The sequence below is a fragment of the Pseudomonas tolaasii NCPPB 2192 genome, from assembly GCF_002813445.1.
In the GTDB taxonomy this organism is placed as follows: domain Bacteria; phylum Pseudomonadota; class Gammaproteobacteria; order Pseudomonadales; family Pseudomonadaceae; genus Aquipseudomonas; species Aquipseudomonas tolaasii.
The window spans coordinates 1,529,227-1,555,296 of record NZ_PHHD01000001.1 but is presented as its reverse complement, the minus strand read 5'-3'; the positions used below and the strand labels follow the sequence as shown (position 1 = coordinate 1,555,296).

General features: G+C 60.8%; 24 protein-coding genes. 11 read left to right on the top strand and 13 right to left on the bottom strand.

Annotated features, from left to right (window positions below):
* The first annotated feature begins 52 nt into the window (after positions 1–52).
* The 6 genes from ATI14_RS07290 to ATI14_RS07265 all read left to right on the top strand — a co-directional run bounded on the left by ATI14_RS07290 (position 53) and on the right by ATI14_RS07265 (position 6,088).
* Entirely contained in the window at positions 53–1,435 is a 1,383-nt protein-coding gene (locus ATI14_RS07290) for a M16 family metallopeptidase (protein ID WP_080519802.1), read from the top strand.
* 70 nt (positions 1,436–1,505) lie between these two features.
* The gene (locus ATI14_RS07285; RefSeq protein WP_016969560.1) at positions 1,506–2,537 is read left to right on the top strand and encodes a DUF5924 family protein; all 1,032 of its coding nucleotides are present in this window, start codon (positions 1,506–1,508) and stop codon (positions 2,535–2,537) included.
* A 54-nt stretch (positions 2,538–2,591) separates the two neighbouring features.
* Entirely contained in the window at positions 2,592–3,740 is a 1,149-nt protein-coding gene (locus tag ATI14_RS07280) for an MlaE family ABC transporter permease (protein WP_016969559.1), read from the top strand.
* A complete protein-coding gene (locus tag ATI14_RS07275; RefSeq protein ID WP_016969558.1) occupies positions 3,737–4,540 on the top strand; it encodes an ABC transporter ATP-binding protein in 804 nt (267 codons plus the stop codon). The genes ATI14_RS07280 and ATI14_RS07275 overlap by 4 nt, the downstream gene beginning before the upstream one ends.
* A gap of 1 nt (position 4,541) precedes the next feature.
* Positions 4,542–5,480, top strand: a complete 939-nt coding sequence (locus tag ATI14_RS07270) for an MlaD family protein (RefSeq protein ID WP_080519801.1) — start codon at positions 4,542–4,544, stop codon at positions 5,478–5,480.
* The gene (locus ATI14_RS07265; RefSeq protein WP_016969556.1) at positions 5,477–6,088 is read left to right on the top strand and encodes an ABC-type transport auxiliary lipoprotein family protein; all 612 of its coding nucleotides are present in this window, start codon (positions 5,477–5,479) and stop codon (positions 6,086–6,088) included. The genes ATI14_RS07270 and ATI14_RS07265 overlap by 4 nt, the downstream gene beginning before the upstream one ends.
* Before the next feature lie 91 nt (positions 6,089–6,179).
* Here ATI14_RS07265 and ATI14_RS07260 read toward each other — a convergent pair whose 3' ends face one another.
* From ATI14_RS07260 to ATI14_RS07240, 5 genes are all read right to left on the bottom strand, one after another.
* Positions 6,180–7,409, bottom strand: coding sequence for a nucleoside recognition domain-containing protein (locus ATI14_RS07260; protein ID WP_016969555.1), 1,230 nt, complete (start codon positions 7,407–7,409; stop codon positions 6,180–6,182).
* A 98-nt stretch (positions 7,410–7,507) separates the two neighbouring features.
* Positions 7,508–8,839, bottom strand: coding sequence for a glutamate/aspartate:proton symporter GltP (gene gltP, locus ATI14_RS07255; protein ID WP_016969554.1), 1,332 nt, complete (start codon positions 8,837–8,839; stop codon positions 7,508–7,510).
* Between the two features lie 735 nt (positions 8,840–9,574).
* A complete protein-coding gene (locus ATI14_RS07250; RefSeq protein WP_016969553.1) occupies positions 9,575–10,042 on the bottom strand; it encodes an inhibitor of vertebrate lysozyme family protein in 468 nt (155 codons plus the stop codon).
* A 2-nt stretch (positions 10,043–10,044) separates the two neighbouring features.
* Positions 10,045–10,209: a DUF1328 domain-containing protein gene (locus ATI14_RS07245; protein ID WP_003170804.1), complete on the bottom strand. Its 165-nt coding sequence runs from the start codon at positions 10,207–10,209 to the stop codon at positions 10,045–10,047.
* Positions 10,210–10,285: 76 nt separating this feature from the next.
* The gene (locus ATI14_RS07240) at positions 10,286–10,573 is read right to left on the bottom strand and encodes a hypothetical protein (RefSeq protein WP_017253897.1); all 288 of its coding nucleotides are present in this window, start codon (positions 10,571–10,573) and stop codon (positions 10,286–10,288) included.
* A 382-nt stretch (positions 10,574–10,955) separates the two neighbouring features.
* Here ATI14_RS07240 and algB point away from each other — a divergent pair, with 382 nt between their 5' ends.
* The gene (algB, locus tag ATI14_RS07235) at positions 10,956–12,302 is read left to right on the top strand and encodes a sigma-54-dependent response regulator transcription factor AlgB (RefSeq protein WP_016969551.1); all 1,347 of its coding nucleotides are present in this window, start codon (positions 10,956–10,958) and stop codon (positions 12,300–12,302) included.
* A gap of 10 nt (positions 12,303–12,312) precedes the next feature.
* A complete protein-coding gene (locus ATI14_RS07230) occupies positions 12,313–14,100 on the top strand; it encodes an ATP-binding protein (protein ID WP_016969550.1) in 1,788 nt (595 codons plus the stop codon).
* A 128-nt stretch (positions 14,101–14,228) separates the two neighbouring features.
* Here ATI14_RS07230 and ATI14_RS07225 read toward each other — a convergent pair whose 3' ends face one another.
* The 6 genes from ATI14_RS07225 to ATI14_RS07200 all read right to left on the bottom strand — a co-directional run bounded on the left by ATI14_RS07225 (position 14,229) and on the right by ATI14_RS07200 (position 19,749).
* Entirely contained in the window at positions 14,229–15,005 is a 777-nt protein-coding gene (locus ATI14_RS07225; RefSeq protein ID WP_016969549.1) for an N-acetylmuramoyl-L-alanine amidase, read from the bottom strand.
* Positions 15,006–15,093: 88 nt separating this feature from the next.
* The gene (locus tag ATI14_RS07220) at positions 15,094–17,118 is read right to left on the bottom strand and encodes a GGDEF domain-containing protein (RefSeq protein ID WP_016969548.1); all 2,025 of its coding nucleotides are present in this window, start codon (positions 17,116–17,118) and stop codon (positions 15,094–15,096) included.
* Complete coding sequence (locus ATI14_RS07215; RefSeq protein WP_016969547.1) at positions 17,115–17,993, bottom strand: endonuclease/exonuclease/phosphatase family protein; 879 nt, start codon at positions 17,991–17,993, stop codon at positions 17,115–17,117. The genes ATI14_RS07220 and ATI14_RS07215 overlap by 4 nt, the downstream gene beginning before the upstream one ends.
* A 10-nt stretch (positions 17,994–18,003) precedes the next feature.
* Positions 18,004–18,639 (bottom strand): thiol:disulfide interchange protein DsbA, encoded by a 636-nt coding sequence (gene dsbA / locus ATI14_RS07210; RefSeq protein ID WP_016969546.1) that lies wholly within the window; start codon positions 18,637–18,639, stop codon positions 18,004–18,006.
* A gap of 168 nt (positions 18,640–18,807) precedes the next feature.
* A complete protein-coding gene (locus ATI14_RS07205) occupies positions 18,808–19,413 on the bottom strand; it encodes a c-type cytochrome (protein WP_016969545.1) in 606 nt (201 codons plus the stop codon).
* 33 nt (positions 19,414–19,446) lie between these two features.
* Complete coding sequence (locus ATI14_RS07200; protein ID WP_016969544.1) at positions 19,447–19,749, bottom strand: c-type cytochrome; 303 nt, start codon at positions 19,747–19,749, stop codon at positions 19,447–19,449.
* A gap of 192 nt (positions 19,750–19,941) precedes the next feature.
* On the opposite strand from ATI14_RS07200, the gene yihA reads away from it, so the two are divergent.
* Positions 19,942–20,583, top strand: coding sequence for a ribosome biogenesis GTP-binding protein YihA/YsxC (gene yihA, locus ATI14_RS07195; protein WP_016969543.1), 642 nt, complete (start codon positions 19,942–19,944; stop codon positions 20,581–20,583).
* 269 nt (positions 20,584–20,852) lie between these two features.
* Here the strand turns inward: yihA and polA are convergent, their stop codons facing one another.
* A complete protein-coding gene (polA, locus tag ATI14_RS07190) occupies positions 20,853–23,636 on the bottom strand; it encodes a DNA polymerase I (protein ID WP_016969542.1) in 2,784 nt (927 codons plus the stop codon).
* Positions 23,637–23,710: 74 nt separating this feature from the next.
* Between polA and ATI14_RS07185 the strand changes: the two genes are divergently transcribed.
* Together ATI14_RS07185 and ATI14_RS07180 are read left to right on the top strand one after the other, a co-directional pair.
* A complete protein-coding gene (locus tag ATI14_RS07185; protein WP_016969541.1) occupies positions 23,711–24,001 on the top strand; it encodes a DUF2782 domain-containing protein in 291 nt (96 codons plus the stop codon).
* 56 nt (positions 24,002–24,057) lie between these two features.
* A complete protein-coding gene (locus ATI14_RS07180; protein ID WP_016969540.1) occupies positions 24,058–25,011 on the top strand; it encodes a homoserine kinase in 954 nt (317 codons plus the stop codon).
* A 104-nt stretch (positions 25,012–25,115) separates the two neighbouring features.
* Here ATI14_RS07180 and ATI14_RS07175 read toward each other — a convergent pair whose 3' ends face one another.
* Positions 25,116–26,045, bottom strand: coding sequence for a zinc ABC transporter substrate-binding protein ZnuA (locus ATI14_RS07175; RefSeq protein WP_016969539.1), 930 nt, complete (start codon positions 26,043–26,045; stop codon positions 25,116–25,118).
* Positions 26,046–26,070 lie beyond the last annotated feature (25 nt).

The window sequence follows — 26,070 nt, the reverse complement described above, 5'->3', positions numbered from 1 at the left end:
CGATGGCCCGTGAAGTCAGTTAAAACTGACCTCACTCGCCAGGAAGCTTGTTATGCGTCGCCTGTTATTCGCCTGCCTGCTCATGGGCTCAGCTCATTCGTTTGCCTTTGACCGCCTGCAAGTCGAGGGCTACACCTTGCCCAACGGCCTGCAGTTGCTGCTCAAACCGGGCACCGAACGCGGGCATGTGGCCATCCGCCTGGTGGTGGGTGTAGGGCTGGACGACTTCACCTGTGAGGAAAAGGAGGTGCCGCACCTGCTCGAACACTTGCTGTTCAGCGGCATCGACGGCGGCGGCGAAGGCGACCTGGAAGACCGCATGCAAGCCCTGGGCGGCGAGTGGAACGCCTACACCAGCAACGCCGACACCACCTTCGTGATCGAAGCGCCCGCGCAAAACCAGCGCAAGGTGCTCGACCTGTTGCTGGCAATCATCACCCGCACCCAACTGACCGACGCCAATATCAATGCCGCCAAGCAGGTGGTGGAGCGCGAAGACGGCGGCCATTACTCCCACCTGCAACGCCTGCTCGACCGCCAGGACCTGGGCCACACCGCCAGCAACCAATTGGCCGTAGAGTTGGGGCTCAAATGCGCCGAACGTGCCGAAGTCAGCCACATCACCCGCGACCAGTTGGAAGCGCTGCGCAAAAACTGGTACGCGCCGAACAACATGACCCTGATCATCGTCGGCGACCTCGACAAACTGCTGCCGGCCTACTTGGAACGCACCTACGGCCAGCTCGACCCGGTGGAACCGAGCGAACATTTGCCGCTACCCGAAATCCGGCACGCCGCCGCCAGCCATCGCGACCTGATCCGTGGCTGGGTCGGCGACAGCGCCAAGCTGCACTGGCTGTTCCCCGAACCGGTGCTGGACGATGCCCATGATGAAACCTACGACCTGCTCAAGGACTACCTCGACTGGGCGCTGTACCGCCAACTGCGCCTCAAGCACGGCTTGTCCTACGGCCCGTGGAGCGAACGCGAAGTGCTCGGCGGCGTCGGCTTCCTCAGCCTGAATGCCGACCTTGAGCGCGACAACCTGCCCGAGGCCGAAAACGTCCTGCAAGACCTCAAGGCGCAACTGCTCAAGGACGGCCTCGACCCGGCCACATTCGCCCGCCTGCAACACGCCGCCATCGCACGCCAGGCCTGGGCCGTGCAGGGCAACAGCGCGTTGGCCGACTATTACTGGAGCGCTTCGGGCGACTACAGCAACGGGCACTTCAGCGACCCGGTCAAACGCATCAAAGCCGTGACCCTGGAACAAACCGACCAAGCCATGCGTCAAGTGTTTAACCAGCCCGGTTACTGGCGCATCGAAAAACCGCTGCTGAGCTACGACAGCCTGAACTGGATCGGCGCCGCCGCGCTCGCGCTGATCGCCATTGTGTTGGGCAGCGTGCGGCTTTATCGCAAACGGGTCGCGTAATGAGGCCCCGAACACCGGGCTAAGACGTTATTCTGTCTGGGTTTTTTCCTACACCAAGTGTGAACCGCCTATGCCAAACCTGCCGCCCCTTATCCAGCGCATTCTCGTTCTGATCAAGCGCTACCCAGGGGTGATCGCACTCGGCGGTTTCATTTCGGGGGTGTGCAGCTTCATTCTGGTGGACCGCCAGCAGGGCATGGCCAGCTGGATCGCCATCATCATGCTGGTGAGCTGGTTGTGGCTGATGCTGGAAAACAGTTTCACCCAGCTGTTCGCCAGGGTGTTCAAGCGCGAAATTCCCGAACCGTTGCTGCGCTACGCCACGCAGATGATCCATCAGGAAAGCCTGTTCTTCGTGCTGCCGTTCTTTTTTGTCACCACGGCGTGGAACAGCGGCCAGTCGGTGTTCACCGGCTTGCTCGGTGCGGCGGCGCTGGTGTCGATCACTGACCCCTTGTATTACAAATGGCTGGCGCCAAAGCGTTCGCTGTTCCTGGCGCTGCACACCCTGACCCTGTTCGCCGCGCTGCTCACGGCGCTGCCGATTATCCTGCACCTGACCACCGCCGAAAGTTACAAACTGGCCCTCGGCGTGGCCATCGCGCTGTCGATCCCCAGCCTGGCTACCAGCCTGCCACTGCGCAGCATCAAAGGTTGGGCCATGCTGCTGGGGGTCACCGCCGCCATTGGTTGCGCCGGCTGGTTTCTGCGCAGTTGGGTGCCGCCGGCCACGTTGTGGATGACGGAAGTGGCGATCAGCACGCAGTTACAAGACCGCACGCCGGGCGATGACCTCAAGGAAGTGACCGCCGCCCAATTGCGCAGCGGCGGCCTGTACGCCTACACCGCAATCAACGCGCCGCGCGGGCTGGATGAGCGCATCTACCATGTGTGGAAATTCAACGGCCAGGAAGTCGACCGCATCGCGCTGGATATCCACGGTGGGCGCAAGGAAGGCTACCGCGCGTGGACCCACAAGCAGAACTTCCCGGCCGATGCCGTGGGCCGTTGGCAGGTACGCGTGCTGACCGAAGACGGGCAGGTGATCGGCGTGTTGCGCTTCAAAGTGACTGACACAGCACAAACGGACAACCCAAAGTAGGCTGTATCGTGCTATTACGTAGGAATTGTGGATAGCCAAACAAGCTCGGAGCTTATGACCACCAGCACGACGGCCGGCGCAGCCCACCTCGATACCTCGACCACTCCGCCGTTACTCAGGATTACGGGGGACTGGACGCTTGCCCACTACGCCAACCTGAAAAAGCTGTCGGACACCCTCGACGGCAGGTATGACGCCGGCGCGCGCATCGACCTCAATGGCCTCGGCGCCCTCGACACCGCCGGCGCCTCCTTGCTGGTGGAGCTGCTGGGCCCGACCCGCATCGAGCAATCCGCCGAACAAACCGATTGCAGCCTGTCCACCGCCGACCGCGCACTGCTCAAGACCGTCTACCGCTCCCTCAATGACTTTTGCGTGCCCGACAAAGCCCCGGAAGAAGCCGCCGGCATTCAAGTGCTGGCGCGCATCGGGCGGGCGGTGGATACGGTCTGGCAAGACAGCAAGAAACTGCTCGGTTTTATCGGCCTGATCCTCGAAACCTTTGCCCGGGGCATTTTCCGCCCCAGGCGCTGGCGCATCACGCCGATGGTTGCGCACATCGAGCAAACCGGCCTGGACGCGGCGCCCATCGTGGCCTTGCTGACTTTTCTGGTCGGCGCCGTGGTGGCGTTTCTCGGCGCCACGGTGTTGAAGAGTTTTGGCGCGACGATTTTTACCGTCGACCTGGTGGCGTTTTCCTTCCTGCGTGAATTCGGCGTGTTGCTCACCGCGATCCTGATCGCCGGCCGCACCGCCAGTGCCTTCACCGCGCAAATCGGCTCGATGAAGGCTAACGAAGAAATCGACGCGATTCGTACCCTCGGCCTCGACCCCATGGAGCTGCTGGTATTGCCGCGCGTGCTGGCGCTGTTGGTGTCGCTGCCGATGCTGACGTTTCTGGCAATGCTCTCGGGCATCGTCGGCGGCGGGGTGGTGTGCGCCGTGGCACTGGATATTTCACCGGCCATGTTTCTGTCGTTGCTTCAATCGGACATTGGCGTGCAGCATTTTCTGGTGGGCATGGTGAAGGCGCCGGTCTTCGCCTTTCTGATTGCGGCGATCGGCTGCCTGGAAGGCTTCAAGGTCAGCGGCAGTGCCGAATCGGTGGGCGCGCACACCACGTCGAGCGTGGTGCAGTCGATTTTCGTGGTGATCGTGCTGGACGCGGTCGCCGCCATGTTTTTTATGGAGATGGGCTGGTGAGCCGCCTGCACCGAGCGCCCAGCGAGGCGGTGATCGAAGTGCGCGGCCTGTGCAACCGCTTTGGCAGTCAGAGCGTTCACGAGAACCTCGACCTGGATTTGTACAAAGGCGAGATTCTCGCCGTGGTGGGCGGCTCCGGCAGCGGCAAGTCGGTGTTGCTGCGCAGCATCGTCGGCCTGCGCCGCCCGAGCGAAGGGGAAGTGCGAGTGTTCGGCAAGAACCTGCCCAACCTCTCGGAGCACGAGCGCTCGCTGGTGGAACGGCGCTTCGGCGTGCTGTTCCAGAAGGGCGCGCTGTTTTCCTCCCTGACGGTCACTGAAAACGTTGCGCTGCCCTTGATCGAACATGCCGGGCTTAGCCGTCGCGACGCCGAGCATCTGGCGGCGGTCAAGCTGGCACTGGCCGGGCTGCCGCTGTCGGCGGCGGACAAGTACCCGGCGTCGCTGTCCGGCGGCATGATCAAACGCGCCGCGTTGGCACGGGCTTTGGCGCTGGACCCGGACATCCTGTTTCTCGACGAACCCACCGCCGGCCTCGACCCGATTGGCGCGGCGCAATTCGACCAACTGATTTTGACCCTGCGCGATGCGTTGGGCCTGAGTGTGTTTCTGGTCACCCACGACCTCGACACGCTGTACACCATCACCGACCGCGTGGCGGTACTGGCGCAGAAGAAAGTGCTGGTGGCCGATGCCATCGATATCGTCTCGGAAACCGACGACGCCTGGATTCACGAATATTTCCACGGCCCCCGTGGCCGCGCGGCACTGGATGCCGCTCAATCGCTAGACGAGGTATGACATGGAAACCCGCGCCCATCATGTGATGATCGGTCTGTTCAGCGTGATCGTGGTGGTCGGCGCGATGCTGTTCGGCCTGTGGCTGGCCAAGTCCAGCGTCGACAGCGCCTTCCAGGAATATGAGGTGGTGTTCAACGAGGCGGTCAGCGGCCTGTCCCAGGGCAGTTCGGTGCAGTACAGCGGCATCAAGGTGGGCGACGTCACCAGCCTGCGCCTGGACCCGAAAGACCCGCGCCGCGTATTGGCGCGCATCCGCCTGGCCGGGCAGACGCCGATCAAGGAGGACACCCAGGCCAAGCTCGCGCTGACCGGCATTACCGGCACCTCGATCATCCAGCTCAGTGGCGGCACGCCGCAAAGCCCCGAGCTCAAGGGCAAGGACGGCAACCTGCCGGAAATCATCGCCTCGCCATCGCCCATCGCGCGCTTGCTCAACAACAGCAACGACCTGATGACCAGCATCAACCTGCTGCTGCACAACGCCAACCACATGTTCTCCCGCGAGAACGTCGAGCGCCTGAGCAACACCCTGGACAACCTGCAGCAAACCACCGGCGCCATCGCCGACCAGCGCGGCGATATCAAAGTGGCGATGCAACAGCTGCTGCAAGTCAGCAAACAGGCCGGCGCCGCACTCGAGCAAACCACCACGCTGATGCGCAGCGCCAATGGCTTGCTCAACGATCAAGGCAAGCAAGCGTTCGGCAGCGCCGAGCAGGCGATGAAATCCCTCGAACAAAGCACCGCGACCATCAACACCTTGCTGACGAACAACAAGGACTCGGTGAACAGCGGCATGCAAGGCCTCAACGAATTGGCACCCGCCGTGCGCGAACTGCGCGAAACCCTCGCTTCGCTGCGTGCGATTTCCCGCCGCCTTGAAGCCAACCCCAGCGGTTACTTGCTGGGCAGCGACAAGAACAAGGAGTTCACGCCATGAAGCGTGCTTACCAACTGATCGCCCCCGTGGCCCTGGCCCTGATCAGCGCCTGCTCGATTTTGCCCAAGGCCGACCCGTCCGACGTGTACCGCCTCGCGTCAACGCAGGCAGCCAGCCAGGGCACTCCGGTGAGCTGGTCGCTGCGCGTGAGCAAGCCGCAAACCAGCGAATTTCTCGACAGCCCGCGCATTGCCGTGGTGCCCAATGGCGACCTGATCAGCAGTTACGCGAACTCACGCTGGAGCGATCCGTCGCCGGTGCTGCTGCGCAATCGCTTTATGGACGGTTTCCAGCGCGATGGCCGGGTGACGTTGCTGAGTACTGACGAGACTAACCTGCAGGCCGACTACGAGCTGGGCGGGCAGCTGCAGGCGTTTCAGAGTGAGTACCGGGGCAGTGCGGTGGAGGTGGTGATTCGCCTTGACGCGCGGCTGGTGCGCGGGAGTGATCAGCGCATTATTGCGAGCCGGCGGTTTGAAATTCACCAGCCGGTAGCGGACACCAAGGTGCCAGCGGTGGTGGCCGGGTTTGGGGTGGCGGGGGATCAGTTGAATAAACAGGTGGTGGAGTGGGTGGTGCAGCAGGGCAACGTTGCCTCTAAACACTGAGGGTCCTATCGCAGGCAAGCCAGCTCCCACACTTGAACGGTGAACACATTCCAATGTGGGAGCTGGCTTGCCTGCGATAGCTATTTCAGCCTCAGCCAAAAAACCAGTAGCACACCGCAATCGCCGCCACGACACCGGCAAACTCGGCCAGCAACGCACACCCGACCGCATGCCTGGCGCGCTGAATGCCCACCGACCCAAAGTACACCGCCAACACGTAAAAGGTGGTCTCGGTACTGCCCTGGATCGTCGCCGCCACCAACGCCGGGAAGCTGTCCACGCCCTGGGTCTGCATGGTCTCGATCAATAACGCCCGCGCCGCGCTGCCGGAGAATGGCTTGACCATCGCAGTGGGCAACGCATCGACAAAGCGCGTGTCCAGGCCGGTCCAGGCCACCACATGGCGAATGCCTTCAAGGCCGAAATCCAGCGCGCCCGAGGCACGCAACACGCCCACCGCGCAGAGCATCGCCACCAGATACGGCAGCAGGTTCTTGGCCACGTCGAAGCCTTCTTTGGCACCTTCGACAAACGCCTCGTAGACCTTCACCTTGCGCAACGCGCCGATCACCAGAAACAACATGATCAGGCCGAACAGCGTCAGGTTGCCGAGGATCGAAGACAAGCCTGCCAACGCCGTGGCGGACAGTGTCGCCAGAAACGCCATGAAACCACCGAGCACCAGCGCGCCGGGAATCAGGTAAGCCAGCACCACCGGGTCCCACAGGCGCAAGCGCTGCATGATCGCCACCGACAGCAGGCCCACCAGGGTGGAAGCACTGGTAGCCAGCAAAATCGGCAGGAACACCAGCGTCGGGTCTGCGGCGCCTTGTTGCGCGCGGTACATAAAGATGGTCACCGGCAGCAGCGTCAGCGAGGACGCGTTGAGCACCAGGAACAGGATCTGCGCGTTGCTCGCGGTGTTGGGGAGGGGGTTGAGTTCCTGCAGCGCCTTCATGGCTTTCAGGCCGATGGGCGTGGCCGCGTTGTCGAGGCCCAGGCCATTGGCGGCGAAGTTGAGGGTGATCAAACCGATGGCAGGGTGACCGGCGGGCACTTCCGGCATCAGGCGACGGAACAGCGGGCCGAGGGCCTTGGCCAGCCAGTCGACGATCCCGGCTTTTTCAGCGATGCGCAGAAAGCCCAGCCACAAGGTCAGGGTGCCGAACAGCAGCACCATCACTTCCACCGACAATTTGGCCATGGCGAAAATGCTTTCGACCATCGCCGCGAAAATGCCGGCATTACCGCCGACCAGCCATTGCGCCAGCGCTGACACCATTGCCACGACAAAGAAGCCAAGCCACAGGCCATTGAGCATCAGTTAAATCCCCCGAAAGATGGGGCGAATGATAGCGGGGCTGGCAGAAACGACAAACCCCGGAATTTTCCGGGGTTTGTCTTTAAGCCGTCGTGCTGTCAGCCGCGAGTGGCCTGTGCGGTTGGCGCGGCTTCTTTGCTGCGCCAGTGCGGCAGCGAGTTCCAGTAGCGCTCGCCCTTGGCGTCGTCGTACATGCCTTCCCAACGGGAGATAACCAGTACGGCCAGGGCGTTGCCGATCACGTTGAGGGCGGTACGCGCCATGTCCATCACACGGTCGACACCTGCGATGAACGCCAGGCCTTCCAGCGGAATGCCCACGCTGCCCAGAGTGGCCAGCAGCACCACGAACGACACGCCCGGAACGCCGGCGATGCCTTTGGAGGTGACCATCAGGGTCAGTACCAGCATCAATTGCTGGCCGATCGACAGGTCGATGCCGTACAGCTGGGCAATAAAGATTGCCGCAATGCTTTGGTACAGGGTCGAGCCGTCAAGGTTGAACGAGTAACCGGTCGGTACCACGAAGCTGCAGATGGCTTTCGGCGCGCCGTAGGCTTCCATCTTCTCGATCACACGGGGCAACACGGTTTCGGAGCTGGCGGTGGAGTAAGCCAGTACCAGCTCATCCTTGAAGATGCGCATCAGCTTGATCACCGAGAAGCCGAACAGGCGAGCGATCAGGCCCAGCACCACAAAGGCGAAGAACAGGATGGCGACGTAAACCAGGATCACCAGCTTGGCCAGCGGCAGCAAGGAGGCGAAGCCGAAGTTGGCGACGGTCACCGCGATCAGTGCGAATACGCCGATCGGGGCGTACTTCATGATCATGTGGGTGACTTTGAACATGCTCTCGGACACGCCCTGGAACATGGTCACCAGCGGCTCGCGCAGCTCGGGCTTGAGGCTCGACAGGCCGAGACCGAACAGCACCGAGAAGAAGATGATCGGCAGCATCTCGCCACGGGCCACGGCGGCAAAGATGTTCGACGGAATCAGGTTGAGGATGGTCTCGATGAACGCATGCTCATGCTGCACTTCGGCGGCGGTGGCGGTGTACTTGGAGATGTCGACGGTACCCAGGGTACTCATGTCGATGCCCGCGCCAGGGTGGAACAGGTTGGCCAACAGCAGGCCGACCACGATGGCGATGGTGGTGACGATTTCGAAGTAAAGGATGGTTTTGACGCCGATACGCCCGAGCTTTTTCGCGTCGCCGACACCGGCAATGCCGACGATCAGCGAAGAAATCACAATCGGGATCACGATCATCTTGATCAGGCGGATAAAGATATCGCCCGCTGGCTGCAACACATTGCTGATCCACCAGGCCTTTTCAGCACTGAAATGGTTGAGCACTGCACCGATTGCGATCCCCAGCACCAAACCGATGAGGATCTGCCAGGCGAGGCTTAGCTTTGCCTTCTTCATGTCATTACCCTTACTTCAAGTGGACGTATGGCAAATGCGCCAGCTGCAACGCTCGAAAGCGAAAAAGTGTGTGCATCAGCCTCCATGGAAGGTCACCGCAGCGTGGCCGAAATGGCTTACTGGCAGGCGAAAAAAGGCGCAACTATTCCGACGCAAGGGAGCGACGTCTAATGCCGTAAACGCCTACCCTATGCCGAATCGGCATGACTTTTTTTGAAATTAACTGTCCGAACGGTCAGTTCGATTCCGCCAATCAGGCGGGTGAATATGCCGTGAACCTGCCAATACCGGCTCGCTCAGAGATATTGGACGTCCCGTAGGGATTGGCAGAAATGCCTGAGAATTCACGGGATTGGCGTCAGAATTGTCCTATGGCGCGGACAAAAAATTCTCGATAGATGGTCACTTGGACACACCAAGTAATGGTTGGTCACAAGCAAAACAGAAAATATCGTCTATGAGCCCGCATAAGGGGCTTGGAGGAGGAATGGGATCTGCGTCACAAGCCCGCCGCAAGTTCAGCAAGCTTGAGGACTTGTGAACTTGCGTCGCAGCTTTTCACCTGACCCGGCCCTTGCGCAGGCACTCCCTGTACCCGTAGGTCACGCCGATCCCATCGATCAGAGCAACCCGGCCCCCTGGTCATGCACCGCCCTTGGCGAGCGGCGCAGACAGAAAGAAGCGAGGGGCTTCTTTCTATGGACGCCGGTCCCGTTGACGAATGTCAGACGGAACCTAGTACCAATTCGGGTCTTTCTTCAGCTGCTCCATCAGCAGCTTCTGCATGCCTTCATTCGGCTTACCGAGAAAACGGTAATCGGCGTGCCGTGTGGGCGACTTGTCCGCCGGCAAACCGGCCGGGACTTGCACCAACATGGCGTAGGCATCTTTCTTGTCGTAGCTGAAGGCGACGATCAGGCGCTTGTTCAGGCAAGTGTCTGCGGTTTCGCAGAGCGGCCCGACCAAGTACTTGTCGCCATCCTCTTCCACGGCATTCATCTGTTCGGCGGTGCCCGACAGGTTCATCACCCATTCCGGCAGGCGCTCTTCTTTCTTCACCACGCCTTGCCAGGTCTGGCGAAATTGCGGGTCAGAATTGAGCAGTTCGTTGGCTCGGGTCTGGCCGTCGTTGGCGGCCATCACCAGGCCGCTGCCGCCCAGAAGCAGGACGGCAGCAATGGCTTTGAGGGACAGAGTGGTCATTTTCAGCCTCGGCCGCGACGACCAAAGAAGAACGAAGCGATGAACATCACCAGGAAAACGACAAAGAGAATCTTGGCGATACCCGTGGCGGTGCCCGCGATACCACCGAAGCCCAGGACTGCAGCCACAATGGCGATGATCAGAAATGTGATTGCCCAACTCAACATGGTGATTCTCCTTACGCTTTTATAGGGGTAACAGCGGTAGTGCCGTGCGGCCGCTCAACAAGCGACCTTGTATTGCCTAGAACACCCAACGCTCTTGAGCGGGCAGTTCGCCCAGGGTCGAATCCTGGTCAGCCACTCTCAATTGCGGGGCAGTCACATTGGCCGCAGTCGCACTGCCAACGGAACGGAAATGGGTTTGGGTCATGACGGGGCGTTCAAATTGCGGGGTTTGCTGCTGACTCTGCTGCCAATGCTGCATTTGCTGGCCGCCGATCAACGTGACCATCAAAGCCAGGCTGGCAAACAAGCCTTGCTGCAAGCGCAGTGGCGATACACGTAGTTGGCTGAGGCTTTGGCGAGTCATGCTGCTTGTCTCCCGCATTCTGATTATTCGTCTGTTGGGAGGGATATTGCAGAGTGCATGCCAGCTTTTTTACAGAATAAATCTCAATAAAATCAGTGCTTTACGAATCAACACAACATACCTTGTCCAGCATCCTGCACGATGGCCCTATCCTGGCCGTGCGAAATGCACGATGGTCAGTGGTCGGATCGAGGGATCGAAAGCGGAAATCGCGTTGCCGAAGTGGCAAGAAGGCATGAAAACGCCACTAGCTGGCGCCTTTGTAGGATTAGGCGCAGATAGCTGCGCGAAGAAGCCTTTTATCAATCAGAATAAACCATGCAACTTGCCCGATTATTCCGGGACTAATCAGCATCATTCATAGTTAAGGAGCGCGGGACAGATGGAATCAGCCAAGGAACTTCAAGGCCGCATTCTTTTAGTGGATGACGAATCCGCGATCCTCCGCACCTTCCGTTATTGCCTGGAAGATGAAGGCTACACCGTCGCCACCGCCAACAGCGCCGCCCAGGCCGATGCCTTGATGCAGCGCCAGGTGTTCGACCTGTGTTTCCTCGACCTGCGCCTGGGCGAAGACAATGGCCTGGACGTGCTGGCCCAGATGCGCGTGCAAGCGCCTTGGATGCGTGTGGTGATCGTCACCGCGCATTCGGCCGTCGACACCGCCGTCGACGCGATCCAGGCCGGTGCTGCGGATTACCTGGTCAAACCCTGCAGCCCCGACCAGTTGCGCCTGGCCACCGCCAAGCAACTGGAAGTGCGCCAGCTCTCGGCGCGCCTGGAAGCGCTCGAAGGCGAAGTGCGCCAACCCAAGGACGGCCTCGACTCCCACAGCCCGGCCATGATGGTGGTACTGGAAACGGCGCGGCAGGTGGCCGGGACTGACGCCAACATCCTGATCCTTGGCGAATCCGGCACCGGTAAAGGCGAACTGGCACGGGCGATTCACGGCTGGAGCAAGCGCTCGAAGAAGTCCTGCGTGACCATCAACTGCCCGTCGCTGACGGCGGAGCTGATGGAAAGCGAATTGTTCGGCCACAGCCGCGGCGCGTTTACCGGCGCCAGCGAGAGCACGCTGGGCCGGGTCAACCAAGCGGACGGCGGCACACTGTTTCTCGACGAGATCGGCGACTTTCCTCTCACGTTGCAACCCAAATTGCTGCGTTTCATTCAGGACAAGGAATACGAACGCGTCGGCGACCCGGTTACCCGCCGCGCCGATGTGCGCATTCTCGCGGCCACCAACCTGAACCTCGAAGACATGGTGCGCGACGGGCGCTTCCGTGAAGACTTGCTGTACCGCCTCAACGTCATCACCTTGCACCTGCCACCGCTGCGCGAACGCAGCGAAGACATCCTGACGTTGGCCGACCGCTTCCTGGCACGCTTCGTCAAGGAATACGCCCGGCCTGCGCGCGGTTTCAGCGACGAGGCGCGCGAAGCGCTGCTCAACTATCGCTGGCCGGGTAACATCCGCGAGCTGCGTAACGTGGTCGAGCGCGCCAGCATTATCTGCCCACAGGAGAAAGTTGAAATCAGCCACCTCGGCATGGCCGAACAACCGACCAACAATGCGCCGCGTATCGGTGCTGCGCTGAGCCTGGACGAACTGGAGAAAGCCCACATCGGCGCCGTGCTCGCCACCAGCGACACCCTGGACCAGGCGGCCCGCACCCTAGGTATCGACGCTTCGACCCTGTACCGCAAACGCAAACAGTACAACCTGTGAGCTGTACCTTATGAAGCTTGCGATGAAACTGCGCACTCGGTTGTTCCTGAGTATCTCGGCGCTGATCACCGTCGCTCTGCTGGGCCTGATTCTGGGCCTGGTCAGCGTGATGCAGATGGCCAAGACTCAGGAATCGCTGATACGCAGCAACTTCGTCACCCTGGACCTGGGGCTGAAACTGCGCCAGAGCCTGGGCGACCAGTTGATCATGATGCTGGAGAAGCGCCCCGACCCGGAGGCTCTGCTGGCGTCAAAACAGCGCTACTTCGACCTGCTGGACCAAGGCATCGCCCACGAACAGCGCAACGGCAACAGCCATGGCTTCAGCCAGGCCCACACCGATTACCAGAACCTGCTGGAAGCGTTCGACGAATCCCAGCAGCCATCGCCGCCGCCCGGCAGCAAGGAAAAACTCACCGAAACCTTCAATGTGCTGCGCAACGGCCTGATCGCCGAGCACAAGATGGCCCTGGAAAACATCAGTAACAGCGAGCACAAATCCCGTGAACGCGCCCTGCTGATTGCCGGCCTCCTGGGTTTGGTGGGGCTTGCAGTCTTGATCATCGGTTTTGTCACGGCGCACGGCATCGCGCGGCGCTTCGGCGGGCCCATCGAAGCACTGGCGAAAGCGGCGGACAAGATCGGTCAGGGTGATTTCGAAGTGACGCTGCCGATTTCCTCGGCGGCGGAGATGAACCAGTTGACCCGTCGCTTCGGGATTATGGCCGAGGCACTGCGCCAGCATCAGGCAACCAATGTCGACGAACTGCTGGCCGGCCAACAACGCCTGCAAGCCGTACTCGACAGCATCGACGACGGCTTGTTGATGATTGACCGCCAAGGCCGCCTTGAACACCTCAACCCCGTGGCACAGCGCCAGTTGGGTTGGGACGAAGCGCGCTTGGGCCAAGGCCTTGGTGAGGCGTTGGTACGTCCCGAACTGGATGAACAACTGCAACTGGTACTGCGCGGCGGCAACCTGGAACGGGCACCGGAAGATCTGGAAGTGGAAGTGGATGGCGAGCTGCGCCTGCTGACCTACAGCCTCACGCCGGTCAGCCACACCCAGGGGCATATCCTGGGCGCAGTGATGGTTTTGCATGATGTGACGGAACAACGTGCTTTCGAGCGCGTGCGCAGTGAGTTTGTGTTGCGGGCCTCCCACGAGCTGCGCACGCCGGTAACCGGCATGCACATGGCGTTCGGGCTATTTCGCGAGCGTGCAAAATTTCCGGCAGAGTCCCGAGAAGCGGACCTGCTGGATACGGTAAATGAAGAAATGCAGCGCCTGATGCAGTTGATCAACGACCTGCTCAACTTTTCGCGCTACCAGAACGGCCTGCAGAAACTGACCCTGGGGCCGTGCGACGTCCCTGATCTGCTGGAACACGCCCGCGCCCGCTTCGCGGAATTGGCGAATGCGCAGCACATTGAACTGCTGGTGGAGGCGCAAGCGGATTTGCCCAGGCTGTATGCCGATCAGGCGCAGCTGGAGCGCGTGCTGGACAACCTGCTCGCCAACGCCCTGCGACACACCGCCGAAGGCGGGCAGATTCGCCTGCAGGCACGCCGCCATGGCGAGCGGGTGATTATCAGCGTCGAGGATAACGGCGAGGGTATTGCCTACGGCCAGCAAGGGCGAATCTTCGAACCCTTTGTGCAGGTGGGTCGCAAGAAAGGCGGCGCAGGCCTGGGTTTGGCACTGTGCAAAGAGATTGTGCAATTGCATGGCGGCCGGATGGGTGTGTATTCGCGGCCGGGGCAGGGGACGCAGTTCTATATGGCGTTGCCGCTGTAATCTGACAGGTTGCAAAATAATGTGGGAGCGGGCTTGCCCGCGATTGCGGTGGTTCAGCCAAGAATGGATTGGCTGACACTCCGTAATCGCGGGCAAGCCCGCTCCCACATTGAATTGGGTTTATAGAGTCAAGTGCGGTTCAAGGCCCGCAGGATCGCGGCGCTTTCAGCATCCGGCGTGCCATCGAACAGCGATGGGCGGAAATGCATCTGGAACGCAGCGATAACATGACGCGTGGCCACATCCAGCTCGCCCGTCTGTGGCGTCTGGTAACCCAGGCGAGCCAACTCTTCCTGGAACCAGAGAATGCTCGGCAACTCGGTGGCGTACTGCACCTGGAACCGGGCGACCGCTTGAGCATCCGGCCAAACCCCCAAACCTTCAGCAGCCAAACGCTTCCACGGGAACAATGGGCCCGGATCCAGTTTGCGCAGCGGCGCGATGTCGCTGTGGCCAATAATGTTCTTGGGGTCGATGCCATTGCGCTTGCTGATGTCCTTGAGCAGCACGATCAGCGATTGCACCTGGGCCTCGGAGTACGGGAACCACACCCGACCCTTCGGCGTGTCCTGGTAGCCCGGGTTCACGATTTCGATGCCGATGGAGCTGGAGTTGAGCCAGGTACGACCCATCCACTCGCTTTCGCCGGCGTGCCAGGCGCGCTGGCTCTCGTCCACCAGCTTGTAGATGGTGCCCGAACCGTCGTCGCCGATCAGGTAATGGCTGCTGACCTGGCCGTGGGTCAGCAAGGCCAGTGAGCGCTCGAGGTTGGCGGAGGTGTAATGGACGACGACGAACTGCACGCGGTTGTCGTGGTTGACCGAAGGGTGGCTGGTGTTCAGACGCGGGCCACTGGCGCAGCCCGCGAGCAGAAGAAAGACAAAGGCGAAGTACAAGGATTTCATGGCGGAAGACATTACGCTGAAGACGATAATGCAACAGTGTAACGTATGGTTTGCGGCCCGACGGTCAAATTACAAAATGGAACATCTTTTACGCCGGCTGCACCTGATTACGCCCCGCCGCCTTGGCCCGGTAAAGCGCCTCATCGGCGCGCTTGAGCGCCAAATCACTGCGCTCGCCCGGCTGGAACTGCGCCACACCCATCGACACAGTGATGGTCACCGGCTCGCCCTTGAAGTGGAACGGGCACGCTTCAATCGCCGCGCGCAGCACTTCACCCACAGCCAGCCCATCCGCCAGGGATGAGTCAGGCATCAGCAACACAAACTCTTCACCGCCAAACCGCGCAATAAAATCAGTCGGACGCAGACGCTTGCGCAGCACGTTGGCGATGATCTTCAACACCTTGTCACCGGCCAGGTGGCCGTAGCTGTCGTTGATGCGTTTGAAATGGTCCAGGTCGAGCATGGCCAGCGCCAGGCTATTGCCGCGCTGATGCCAGGCGTTGACCTCATGGTCCAGGCGCTCGCTCCAGGCGGCGCGGTTGGGCAGGCCGGTCAGCGGGTCGAGCAAGGCCTTCTGCCGCTGCACTTCAAGGTGCTCGCGATAGCCCTGGGCTTCCTGCTCCATGTTCGCAACCCGCTCGGCCAGGCCTTTGAGTCGCGCCGCCACGTCCTTTTCCCTCTGATCGCGCTGCTGCTGGTGCTCGTCCATGGTGCCGAGCAGGCCTTCGAGGTGGCTTTCGAGCACCTGCTTGAGGCTGTCCAGGTCGGCCGCCTCCTGCACACTGCTTTGCAGACCGTCGACCTGCTCACGAATCTGGGTGTCCAGCTCGCGCGCTGCCGAAGTGCTGTCGGCGTGGCCTTCGCTGGCGACCTGCAGATGGCCCTGGAATGTCTCCAGCCGCTCATTGAGCTGTTTGAGATACGCCTCGAACTCATGCTGGCCACTGTCGGTGATCGCGAGCATCAATACCGCCAGATCATCCAGGATCGGCAGCAGCTCGTACCAGTTCAAGCCGTGAGCCAGCCGCTCGCGCATGGCTTCGGCCTGGGGTCGATAGCGCTCGGGCAGGGACAGGTCTTCCAGCAGGCCGAGCAGGGTATCTTCGATATGTCTGGCGACCGAACTGTAGGACGGCTCGGGCGAGTCGGGCAGGGCGTAGGTACCGTCCGGCTGCAACGCATCCGGGTCCGGCTCGACAGCTTCCAGCACGGGCGGCAACGACAGGCTGCCGATGGTGGTTTCGTCCGGCGTATCGACCTCAGCTTCAGGTACTTCAATAAAGGCGGCGAGAGCGCTCTCGGGCGGCGAGTCTTCCGGTGAAGGCTCGGCCACCTCGGGCTCGCTGACGTCGACGGTTTGAATAATGGCGGCGGGCGCGGGCACCTCGAGCATAACGGTTTCGCTGGCGACCGCTATCACGTTCTCAGGCTCGGCCGATGCGTGCTGCACGGGTGCAAACGCGCGCAGGGCCTGGGTCAGTTCTTCGGATTGCGCGGGCGCCTGAGGCTCGGGTCTGGGCGCGACGGGCTTCGGCACAACGGGCGGCACGACCTCGGCAGCCGGCGCGTCGCTCGACACCTCCTTGCTGCCAAACAGGCGCTGCAGCAGACCCGGCCCAGGTCGCGCGGCTTCACCTTCCGGCTCCAGGTTATTCAGTGCCTGCCCCTGCAAGCTGCTTAGCTCACTGAGCAACAGCGGGATTTCCCGCGCCTGACTGACGCGCCCATCCAGCTGCTTGGCAAAGGTTTTCAGTGGACGCGCCACCTCGCGGGGCAGCGGCAATTTTTGCAGTTGCGCAACAAGCGACGTCAGTGCAGTACTGATCTGATCAACCCGGGTTTCGCGGCGCTGCTCCGAATCGAGCACGGCCTTTTCCAGACGTGGCAACAAGGCGGCGAGGGCGGCGTCCATGTCGTCGGTGCGCACCACATCGCGCATCTCCTTCATGCACTGGTCGACCGCGCGGTCGGTTCCTTCGGCGGCCAGCGTGCTGCGCACAAGCCCTCGGCGCAGCAGGTCGAGGCGTGCGGCCCAGCGGCGCTCAAGTTTGTCCTGGCGCTCGATGCTTTTGAGGTATTTCTCTTTCCAGCGCTGGGCGTCGTCGCTCATGCAAGGGGTCCGCGAGGGCCTGGGCTCAACGCGGGGTATGCATCAGCCGTGAGCGAACCCGGCAGACGAATCTCTACCGCGACCGGCAGGTGATCGGAGATGGGCTGCGCCAGTACCTGCACGCTTTCGAGCGTGAGGGTCGGGCTGAGCAGGATATGGTCAAGGCAGCGCTGCGGGCGCCAGCTGGGAAACGTGGCTTCGACTTGCGGTGCCAGTAACCCGAGGTCGCGCAGCGGGGAATTCTGCAACAGGTCGCTGGCGTGGGTGTTCATGTCACCCATCAGCACCTGATGTTTGTAATTGCCGATAAGCTCGCGGATGTAGGCCAGTTGCATCATGCGGGTACGTGAACCCAGCGACAGATGCATCATGACCACCACCAGCGCTTCCGGGCCTTCGCCAAAGCGCACGAGGATCGCGCCCCGGCCCTTGGGGCCCGGCAACGGGTGATCTTCGATGGCCCACGGCTTCAGGCGGCTAAGCACGCCATTGCTGTGCTGCGCCAGGCGCCCAAGGTTGCGGTTGAGTTGTTGATACCAATAAGGGAAAGCACCCAGCTGAGCCAGATGCTCGACCTGGTTGATGTAGCCGGAGCGCATGCTGCCGCCGTCCGCCTCCTGCAGCGCGACCAGGTCGAAGTCGCTGAGCAGGTTGCCGATCTTTTGCAGGTTCCCGGCGCGCCCGTTGTGCGGCAGCAGGTGCTGCCAACCACGGGTGAGGTAATGCCGGTACTTTTCGGTACTGATGCCCACCTGAATATTGAAGCTCAACAAGCGCAGACGGCTGTCTGCCGGCAGGCCCGTGGATTCCAGATGGTGTTCGTTGACCTGCGGGTCGTGCAGGCCAACAACGCGTTCGGTACCCCAGCGGCGCATGGTGGCTCCCTTACTTGGCTGCGCGCTCTTTGGCGATCAGCTGGTCGGCAACGTTAAGGGTTTGCTCAGGGCCACCAGTGGTGCCCAGGTCAAAGCGGTATTTGCCGTTGACGATCATGGTCGGTACGCCTTGTACGCCGTACTTCTGCGCCAGCTCTTTGGCTTGTTTTATCTGGCCCTGGATCGCGAAGGAGTTGAAGGTGGCCAGGAACTTGTCTTTGTCCACACCTTGGGTGGCAACGAAATCAGCCATGTCTTCCGGCTTGGTCAGGCGCTTGCCTTGTTTCTGGATCGCGTCGAATACCGCGTTGTGGACTTTGTGCTCCACACCCATGGCTTCCAGGGTCAGGAACAGTTGGCCGTGGGCATCCCATGGGCCGCCGAACATGGCTGGAATGCGCTTGAAGTTGACGTCCGAAGGCAGTTTTTCTACCCACGGATTGATGGTCGGTTCAAAAGCGTAGCAATGCGGGCAGCCGTACCAGAACAGCTCCACCACTTCGATCTTGCCTGGCTCCGAAACCGGGACCGGGTTGGCCAATTCAACGTAGGTTTTACCGGCTTCAAGCGGCACGTCGGCAGCTTGCGCGGTCATGCCGAAGAGGCTGGCAGTGACGAGAGCGGCGCTGAGGATCAGATTACGCATGCTTTACTCCTGGACAAATAAAGTCGCCTCACGCGACCCTTGTTGTGACAGGTCTACGCGGGCTTGAGTTCGTTAGTGTAACGGCACCGGCCACAAAAAAGGGCGGCCTGAGCCACCCTTTTTATGCTTGCATCGATGGATTAATCGAGCGTTAACGTACGGTTACGATCAGTGCAGCCCCTGGATGTATTGGGAAACCGCTTCAATATCCTTGTTGCTGAGTTTGTTGGCGATGGTTTGCATGATTTTGGTATCGCCATCGTTGGTGCGATTGCCTTCACGGAAGTCCGTCAGTTGCTTGGCAATATACTGCGCGTGCTGGCCGCTCAAGTGCGGGAAGCCGGCAGCCGCGAGGCCTGCGCCGTTGGGCGAGTGGCAGCCGAGGCACGAAGGCATGCCTTTTTCCAGGTTGCCGCCGCGGAACAGTTCTTCACCGCGAGCCACGGTTTTAGGATCGGCAGCTCCCACAATGCCGTGCTGGCTGGCAAAATACGCCGCGATGTCCGCCAGGTCCTGATCGCTGAGGTTGGTGAGCAAGCCGGTCATTTCCAGCACCGTACGTTTGCCGTCCTTGATGTCGTGCATCTGCTTGATCAGGTAACGTTCACCCTGGCCAGCCAGTTTGGGGAAGTTCGGCGCCGGGCTGTTACCGTCCGGTCCATGGCAAGCACCACACACGGCGGCTTTCGCCTGACCCGCTGTAGCGTCGCCTGCAGCATGGGCAACACCGGTGATGCCCAAGGTCAACAGCAGACTCACGATCAGTTTGTTCATCAGCTAATCCAACTACGGCTAAGGGTTTAAGAGTTATCTACCGGGTTTACTCACCATCATTTCAATGATGGCCTGGTAATCCTCAGTACTGCAGTCCATGCACAAACCACGCGGCGGCATTGCCTTGAAACCCTGGGTAACGTGTTGCACCAACGTGTCCATGCCCTTGGCCAGTCTTGGCTGCCAGGCTGCCTGGTCACCCCGTTTGGGGGCGTTGGGCAGCTGGCCAGCATGGCAAGCCACGCAAACTCGGTTGTACACCGCTTCCGGATCCTGTGTAGCCTGAGCGCCATACAGCGGCATCAGGACACCCAAAGCGAGCAACCATCGGGTCATACATCGACCTTTTCAGGGTTTGAGAGCGTTTTGCGTTCTAATGCGCAATGAAGGTCTTTCGCTCCCGTGAACTTCATCCTTCGCTGGGACAAAGCACACACAAAATCTGCGGCATTATATACTGGCGCTACTGAAACGGAAACGACACCGCTTGCCGCACCCTTTCTCGGCACCGCCCACATCGGAAATCTCATGCAACTCAAGAATCCCATCCTCGGTCTGTGCCAACAGTCCACGTTCATGCTCAGCGCCGCCAAAGTTGACCAATGCCCCGATGACGAGGGCTTTGAAGTCGCCTTCGCCGGCCGTTCCAACGCCGGTAAATCCAGCGCGCTGAACACCCTGACTCACGCCAGCCTGGCGCGCACCTCGAAAACCCCGGGCCGCACGCAACTCCTCAATTTCTTCAAGCTAGACGATGATCGGCGTCTGGTCGACCTGCCGGGCTACGGTTACGCAAAAGTACCTATCCCGTTGAAGCTGCACTGGCAGCGTCACCTCGAGGCTTACCTGGGTGGCCGCGAGAGTTTGAAGGGTTTGATTTTGATGATGGACATCCGTCATCCAATGACCGACTTCGACCTGTTGATGCTTGACTGGGCCGTCGCCAGCGGCATGCCGATGCACATCCTTCTGACCAAAGCCGACAAGCTGACCTACGGTGCAGCCAAAAACACCCTGCTCAAAGTGCAGTCCGAAATCCGTAAGGTTTGGGGCGACGCAATCACCATCCAGCTGTTCTCGGCGCCCAAGCGCATGGGCCTGGAAGAGGCTTACACCGTGCTGGCCGGCTGGATGGAATTGGCGGACAAGGGCGCAGAACTGGCCGAGTAACTTTTCTGCAGGCAAAAAAAACCCCGGACTTCGTATGGGGAGGGGAAGTTCGGGGTTCAAGTTCCGGACCGCTAGGGCGGGGTCCAGATATCTGCCAACACTTAACACAACATAGGAGCATTGAAGGGCTTCACCACCCATTCAGTAACTCTGAGTGGCAGTTCACGGGTTAAGTTCCGGCAGGTTGGAAAAACAATTTGAAATAATCGACGGCGACTTCCGGACTAAAGCACTCTGCCACCACGCAAGGTGATCGCAGAGCAACGCAATCAGTGCGCTTGGTCCCAGTTATCGCCCACACCCACATCCACCACCAGCGGAACATCCAGTTGCGCAGCGGCGCTCATGTGTTCACGAATCCTTTCGCTGACCTCGGCCACCAAATCCTCACGCACTTCAACCACCAATTCATCGTGCACCTGCAGAATGACTTTGGCATCCAGCCCGGACTCGGTCAGCCAGTTGTCCACGCGCACCATGGCTTTCTTGATGATGTCGGCGGCCGTGCCCTGCATCGGCGCATTGATCGCCGTGCGCTCTGCGGCGGCGCGTTCCTGAGGTTTGTTGGAGTTGATGTCCGGCACGTACAACCGGCGGCCGAAGATGGTTTCGACAAAGCCTTGATCAGCGGCCTGGGCGCGGGTGCGCTCCATGTACTCGCGAACGCCGGGGTAGCGGGCGAAATACACATCGATATACGCCTTGGCGGTCTTGGTATCGACGCCAATATCCTTGCCAAGCTTCTGCGCGCCCATGCCGTAGATCAGGCCGAAGTTGATCGCCTTGGCACTGCGACGCTGATTCGAAGTGACTTCGGTCAGCTCTACCTTGAACACTTCTGCCGCCGTGGCCGTGTGCACGTCCAGGTCGTTGCGGAAGGCATTCATCAGCCCTTCGTCCTTGGACAGGTGCGCCATGATCCGCAGCTCGATCTGCGAGTAGTCCGCCGCCAGCAGCTTATAGCCCTTCGGCGCGACAAACGCCTGACGGATGCGACGCCCTTCGGCAGTGCGCACCGGGATGTTCTGCAGGTTCGGGTCGCTGGACGACAAACGCCCGGTCGCCGCCACCGCCTGATGATAGGAAGTGTGAATGCGCCCTGTACGCGGGTTGATCTGCTCCGGCAGGCGGTCGGTGTAGGTGCTTTTCAGCTTGCTCATGCTGCGGTATTCCATCAGCACTTTTGGCAGCAAAAAATCATCTTCGGCCAGCTTGGCCAGCACTTCTTCCGCGGTTGACGCCTGGCCCTTGCCCGTTTTCTTCAACACCGGCAGGCCGAGTTTTTCGTAAAGAATGGCACCCAGTTGCTTCGGCGAGCCCAGGTTGAACTCCTCGCCGGCGATTTCAAACGCCTGGCGCTCCAGCTCGACCATCTTGTCGCCCAGCTCAATGCTCTGCACACCCAACAACGTCGAATCCACCAGGGCGCCCTGGCGTTCAATCCGCGCCAGTACCGGAACCAACGGGATTTCGATGTCGGTCAGCACGCTGGCCAGGGTCGGAATCGCCGCCAATTGCGCGTGCAACGCCTGATGCAGGCGCAGGGTGATGTCGGCATCTTCGGCGGCGTACGGCCCGGCCTGCTCAAGCGCGATCTGATCGAACGTCAGCTGTTTGGCGCCTTTGCCGGCAATGTCCTGGAAGCTGACCGTGTCGTAATCCAGATACTTTTTGGCCAGGCTGTCCATGTCATGCCGGGTCGCGGTGGAATTCAGCACGTAGGATTCGAGCATGGTGTCGAACGCGATGCCGCGCACAGTGATGCCCTGCGCAGGATCACCGCCAATCGCGCAATTGGCGAGGATGTTCATGTCGAACTTGGCGTGTTGGCCGACCTTGAGTTTGGCCGGGTCTTCCAGCAGCGGTTTCAGGGCCAGCAGCACTGTGTCGCGGTCCAGTTGCTCCGGCGCGCCGATGTAGGAATGGGTCAGCGGGATGTAGGCTGCTTCGTGGGGCTGCACGGCGAAGGAGACCCCGACCAACTGCGCCTGTTGAGCGTCGATGCCGGTGGTTTCGGTATCAAAAGCAAACAATTTGGCGTCGTTGAGCTTCTTCAGCCACAGCTCGAAAGTCGCTTGATCGAGGATCGTGGTATAGCTCGCCTCGACCGGCACCGCCGCCACGTCCTCAACAACCACCTCGGCAGCTGGCGCCGCGCTGAGCTCCACGCGCTTGGCATCGCGCTGGATCTCGTCGATCCAGCTCTTGAATTCCAGCAACTGGTACAACTCCAGCAACTTTTCGCGGTCCGGTTCAATCAGGTGCAGGTCGTCCAGGCCCACGTCCAGCGGCACGTCGCATTTGATCGTCGCCAACTGGTAGGACAAAAACGCTGATTCCCTGTGCTCCTCCAGCTTGGCCGGCAGCGTCTTGGCGCCACGGATTGGCAGGGTCGGCACAATGTCCAACTGCTCATACAGCTCTTTGATCCCGCCATTCACGCCCATCAGCAGGCCGGAAGCGGTCTTCGGACCAATACCCGGAACGCCCGGGATGTTGTCGGACGAGTCGCCCATCAACGCCAGATAATCGATGATCTGCTCGGGAGCGACGCCGAATTTCTCCTTAACGCCCTCGATGTCCATCGAACTACCGGTCATGGTGTTGACCAAGGTAATGTGCCCGTCCACCAGCTGCGCCATGTCTTTATCGCCAGTGGAAATCACCACCGGGCGGCTGGCGGCTGCGCTGCTGCGGGCCAGGGTGCCGATTACGTCATCGGCCTCAACGCCGGCCACGCACAGCAACGGGAAGCCCAGCGCGATCACGCTCTGGTGCAGCGGCTCGATCTGCAGGCGCATGTCATCGGGCATGCTCGGGCGGTTGGCCTTGTATTCGGCGTACATGTCATCGCGAAAGGTCCCACCCTTGGCGTCGAATACGACCGCAAACGGGCTGTCGGGATACTGCTTGCGCAGGCTCTTGAGCATGTTCAACACGCCCTTGACCGCGCCGGTGGGCAGGCCTTTGGAGGTGGTCAGCGGTGGCAACGCGTGGAAGGCGCGGTACAGATAGGACGAACCGTCCACCAGGACGAGGGGTGCTTGGCTCATGAGCAGAATCAACCTTTTCGGCGGGTCAGGCGCTAGAATAGCCGGACCAATGACGACAAAGGGACAAGGTTATCATGCGTACAGCGAATCGCTTGTTGTTGACCGGCTTGATTGCATTCTTGCCGCTGGCCGCCACGGCAGCCGACAGCGCGCCCTCAGGTGACCCGGACGTCACGATCCGTACCGAAGGCGACAAGGAAATCAGGGAATACCGCCAAAACGGTTTCCTGTACGCAATCAAGGTAACGCCAAAGGGTGCTCCACCGTATTTCCTGGTACGCGCGGACGGAACCGACGCGAACTTCATCCGCTCTGACCAGCCGGATATGCTGATCCCGTCATGGAAGATCTTCGAATGGAAATGATTTCTTAACTTCAATTGGCGCCGCCGACCGCGGCGCCCGTACTGGCAGTTTTAACCATGTCTGTGTTCACCCCCCTGGCTCGGCCCGAGCTGGAAACCTTTCTCGCCCCTTACGGGCTTGGCCGCCTGCTTGATTTCCAGGGGATTGCCGCCGGTAGTGAAAACACCAATTTCTTCATCAGCCTGGAACAGGGCGAGTTCGTCCTGACCCTGGTTGAGCGCGGCCCCGTCGCCGAAATGCCCTTCTTCATCGAACTGCTCGACGTGCTCCACGACGCCGACCTGCCCGTGCCTTACGCCCTGCGCACCACCGACGGCGTGGCCCTGCGCGAGTTGAAAGGCAAACCGGCACTGCTGCAACCGCGCCTGGCCGGCAAGCACATCAAGGACGCCAACGCGCAACACTGCGCCCAGGTCGGCGACTTGCTCGGCCACCTGCACCTGGCAACCCAGGGCGAGAAAGTGCTGGAGCGCAAGACCGATCGCGGCCTTGACTGGATGCTGAGCGAAGGTGCGCAACTGATTTCGCACCTCAACGATGCGCAGCAGCGACTGCTGCAAGACGCGTTGACCGAAATCGAAGCCCACAAGGCCGACATCCTCGCCCTGCCGCGCGCCAACGTGCACGCCGACCTGTTCCGTGACAATGCGATGTTCGAAGGCACGCACCTCACAGGCCTGATCGACTTCTACAACGCCTGTTCCGGCCCGATGTTGTACGACGTGGCCATCGCCCTGAATGACTGGTGCTCGGACGCCGATGGCGTGCTTGACGGGCAACGCGCCCGCGCGCTGTTGGGGGCTTATGCAGGGCTGCGGCCGTTTACCGCCAAGGAAGCCGAGCTGTGGCCAACCATGCTGCGCGTGGCGTGTGTGCGGTTTTGGCTGTCACGCTTGATCGCGGCCGAGTCGTTTGCCGGGCAGGATGTGTTGATTCATGACCCGGCGGAGTTTGAACACCGGTTGGTCCAGCGCCAGCAGGTCAGCGTTCACCTGCCGTTCGCCCTCTAGAAGCACCACAGTCAATGTGGGAGCTGGCTTGCCTGCGATAACGATGTGTCATTCAACACCGCTATCGCAGGCAAGCCAGCTCCCACAGAGTTTTGGGGTATTTGTCAGAGTGATTCCAGGCACCCGGCCAAGTCATTCCCCAGCTTCTCCAGCACCTGCTCATAGCCTTGAGCCGTCGCCGGTGTGTAACCGCCCAATGCATCCAGCTCCGCCAGTTTCACCGGCAGGCCAGCCACCAGGGTTTCAGCCAGACGCGGACGCAACGGCGGCTCGCTGAATACACAGGTCTTGCCCACTTCCTGCAAACGCGTGCGCATCGCCGCCACGTGCTGGGCGCCGGGCTGTACTTCAGCGGCCACGCTGAACACACCAGTGTGTTTGAGCCCGTATGCGTCTTCAAAGTAATCAAACGCTTCGTGGAACACGAAGTAAGGCTTGTCGCCGACGCTCGCCAAACGCGCCTTCAAACGTGCGTCCAACGCGTCCAGTCGCTCATCAAACGCCTTCACATTGCTCTGATACCGCGCCGCATTGGTCGGGTCCGCCGCACTCAGGTCCGAGGCCATGCGCGCCGCGATCACCCGCGCGTTGACCGTCGACAGCCACAAATGCGCATCCAGGCTGCCCGGGCGGTGATCGTGATCATGTTCATCAGCATCATCGGCATGGGAGTGGCTATCTTCGGCGAAACGCCGCAGTTTCATGCCGGAAAGGTCTTGCACGGCCACTGTCGGCAGGCTACGGCCCTTCAACACGCGCGGCAGGAAGCTTTCCATGTCAGGCCCGATCCAATACAGCAGGTCTACCGACTGCACGCGCCGTACGTCGGATGGTCGCAATGCGTAGTTATGCGGCGAAGCACCCGGCGGCAACAACACCTCGGGAACCGCCACGCCGTCCTGCACAGCAGCGGCAATCAGCTGCAATGGCTTGATGCTGGTCAGCACCTTGACCTCGGCCTGAGCGGCGCCCGCGATAAACAAACTGGTGACAAATACGACAAAAACGGGAAAAAGTCGGGACACGATGACCACTCAATGGCGTAGGAACGGGTAACAT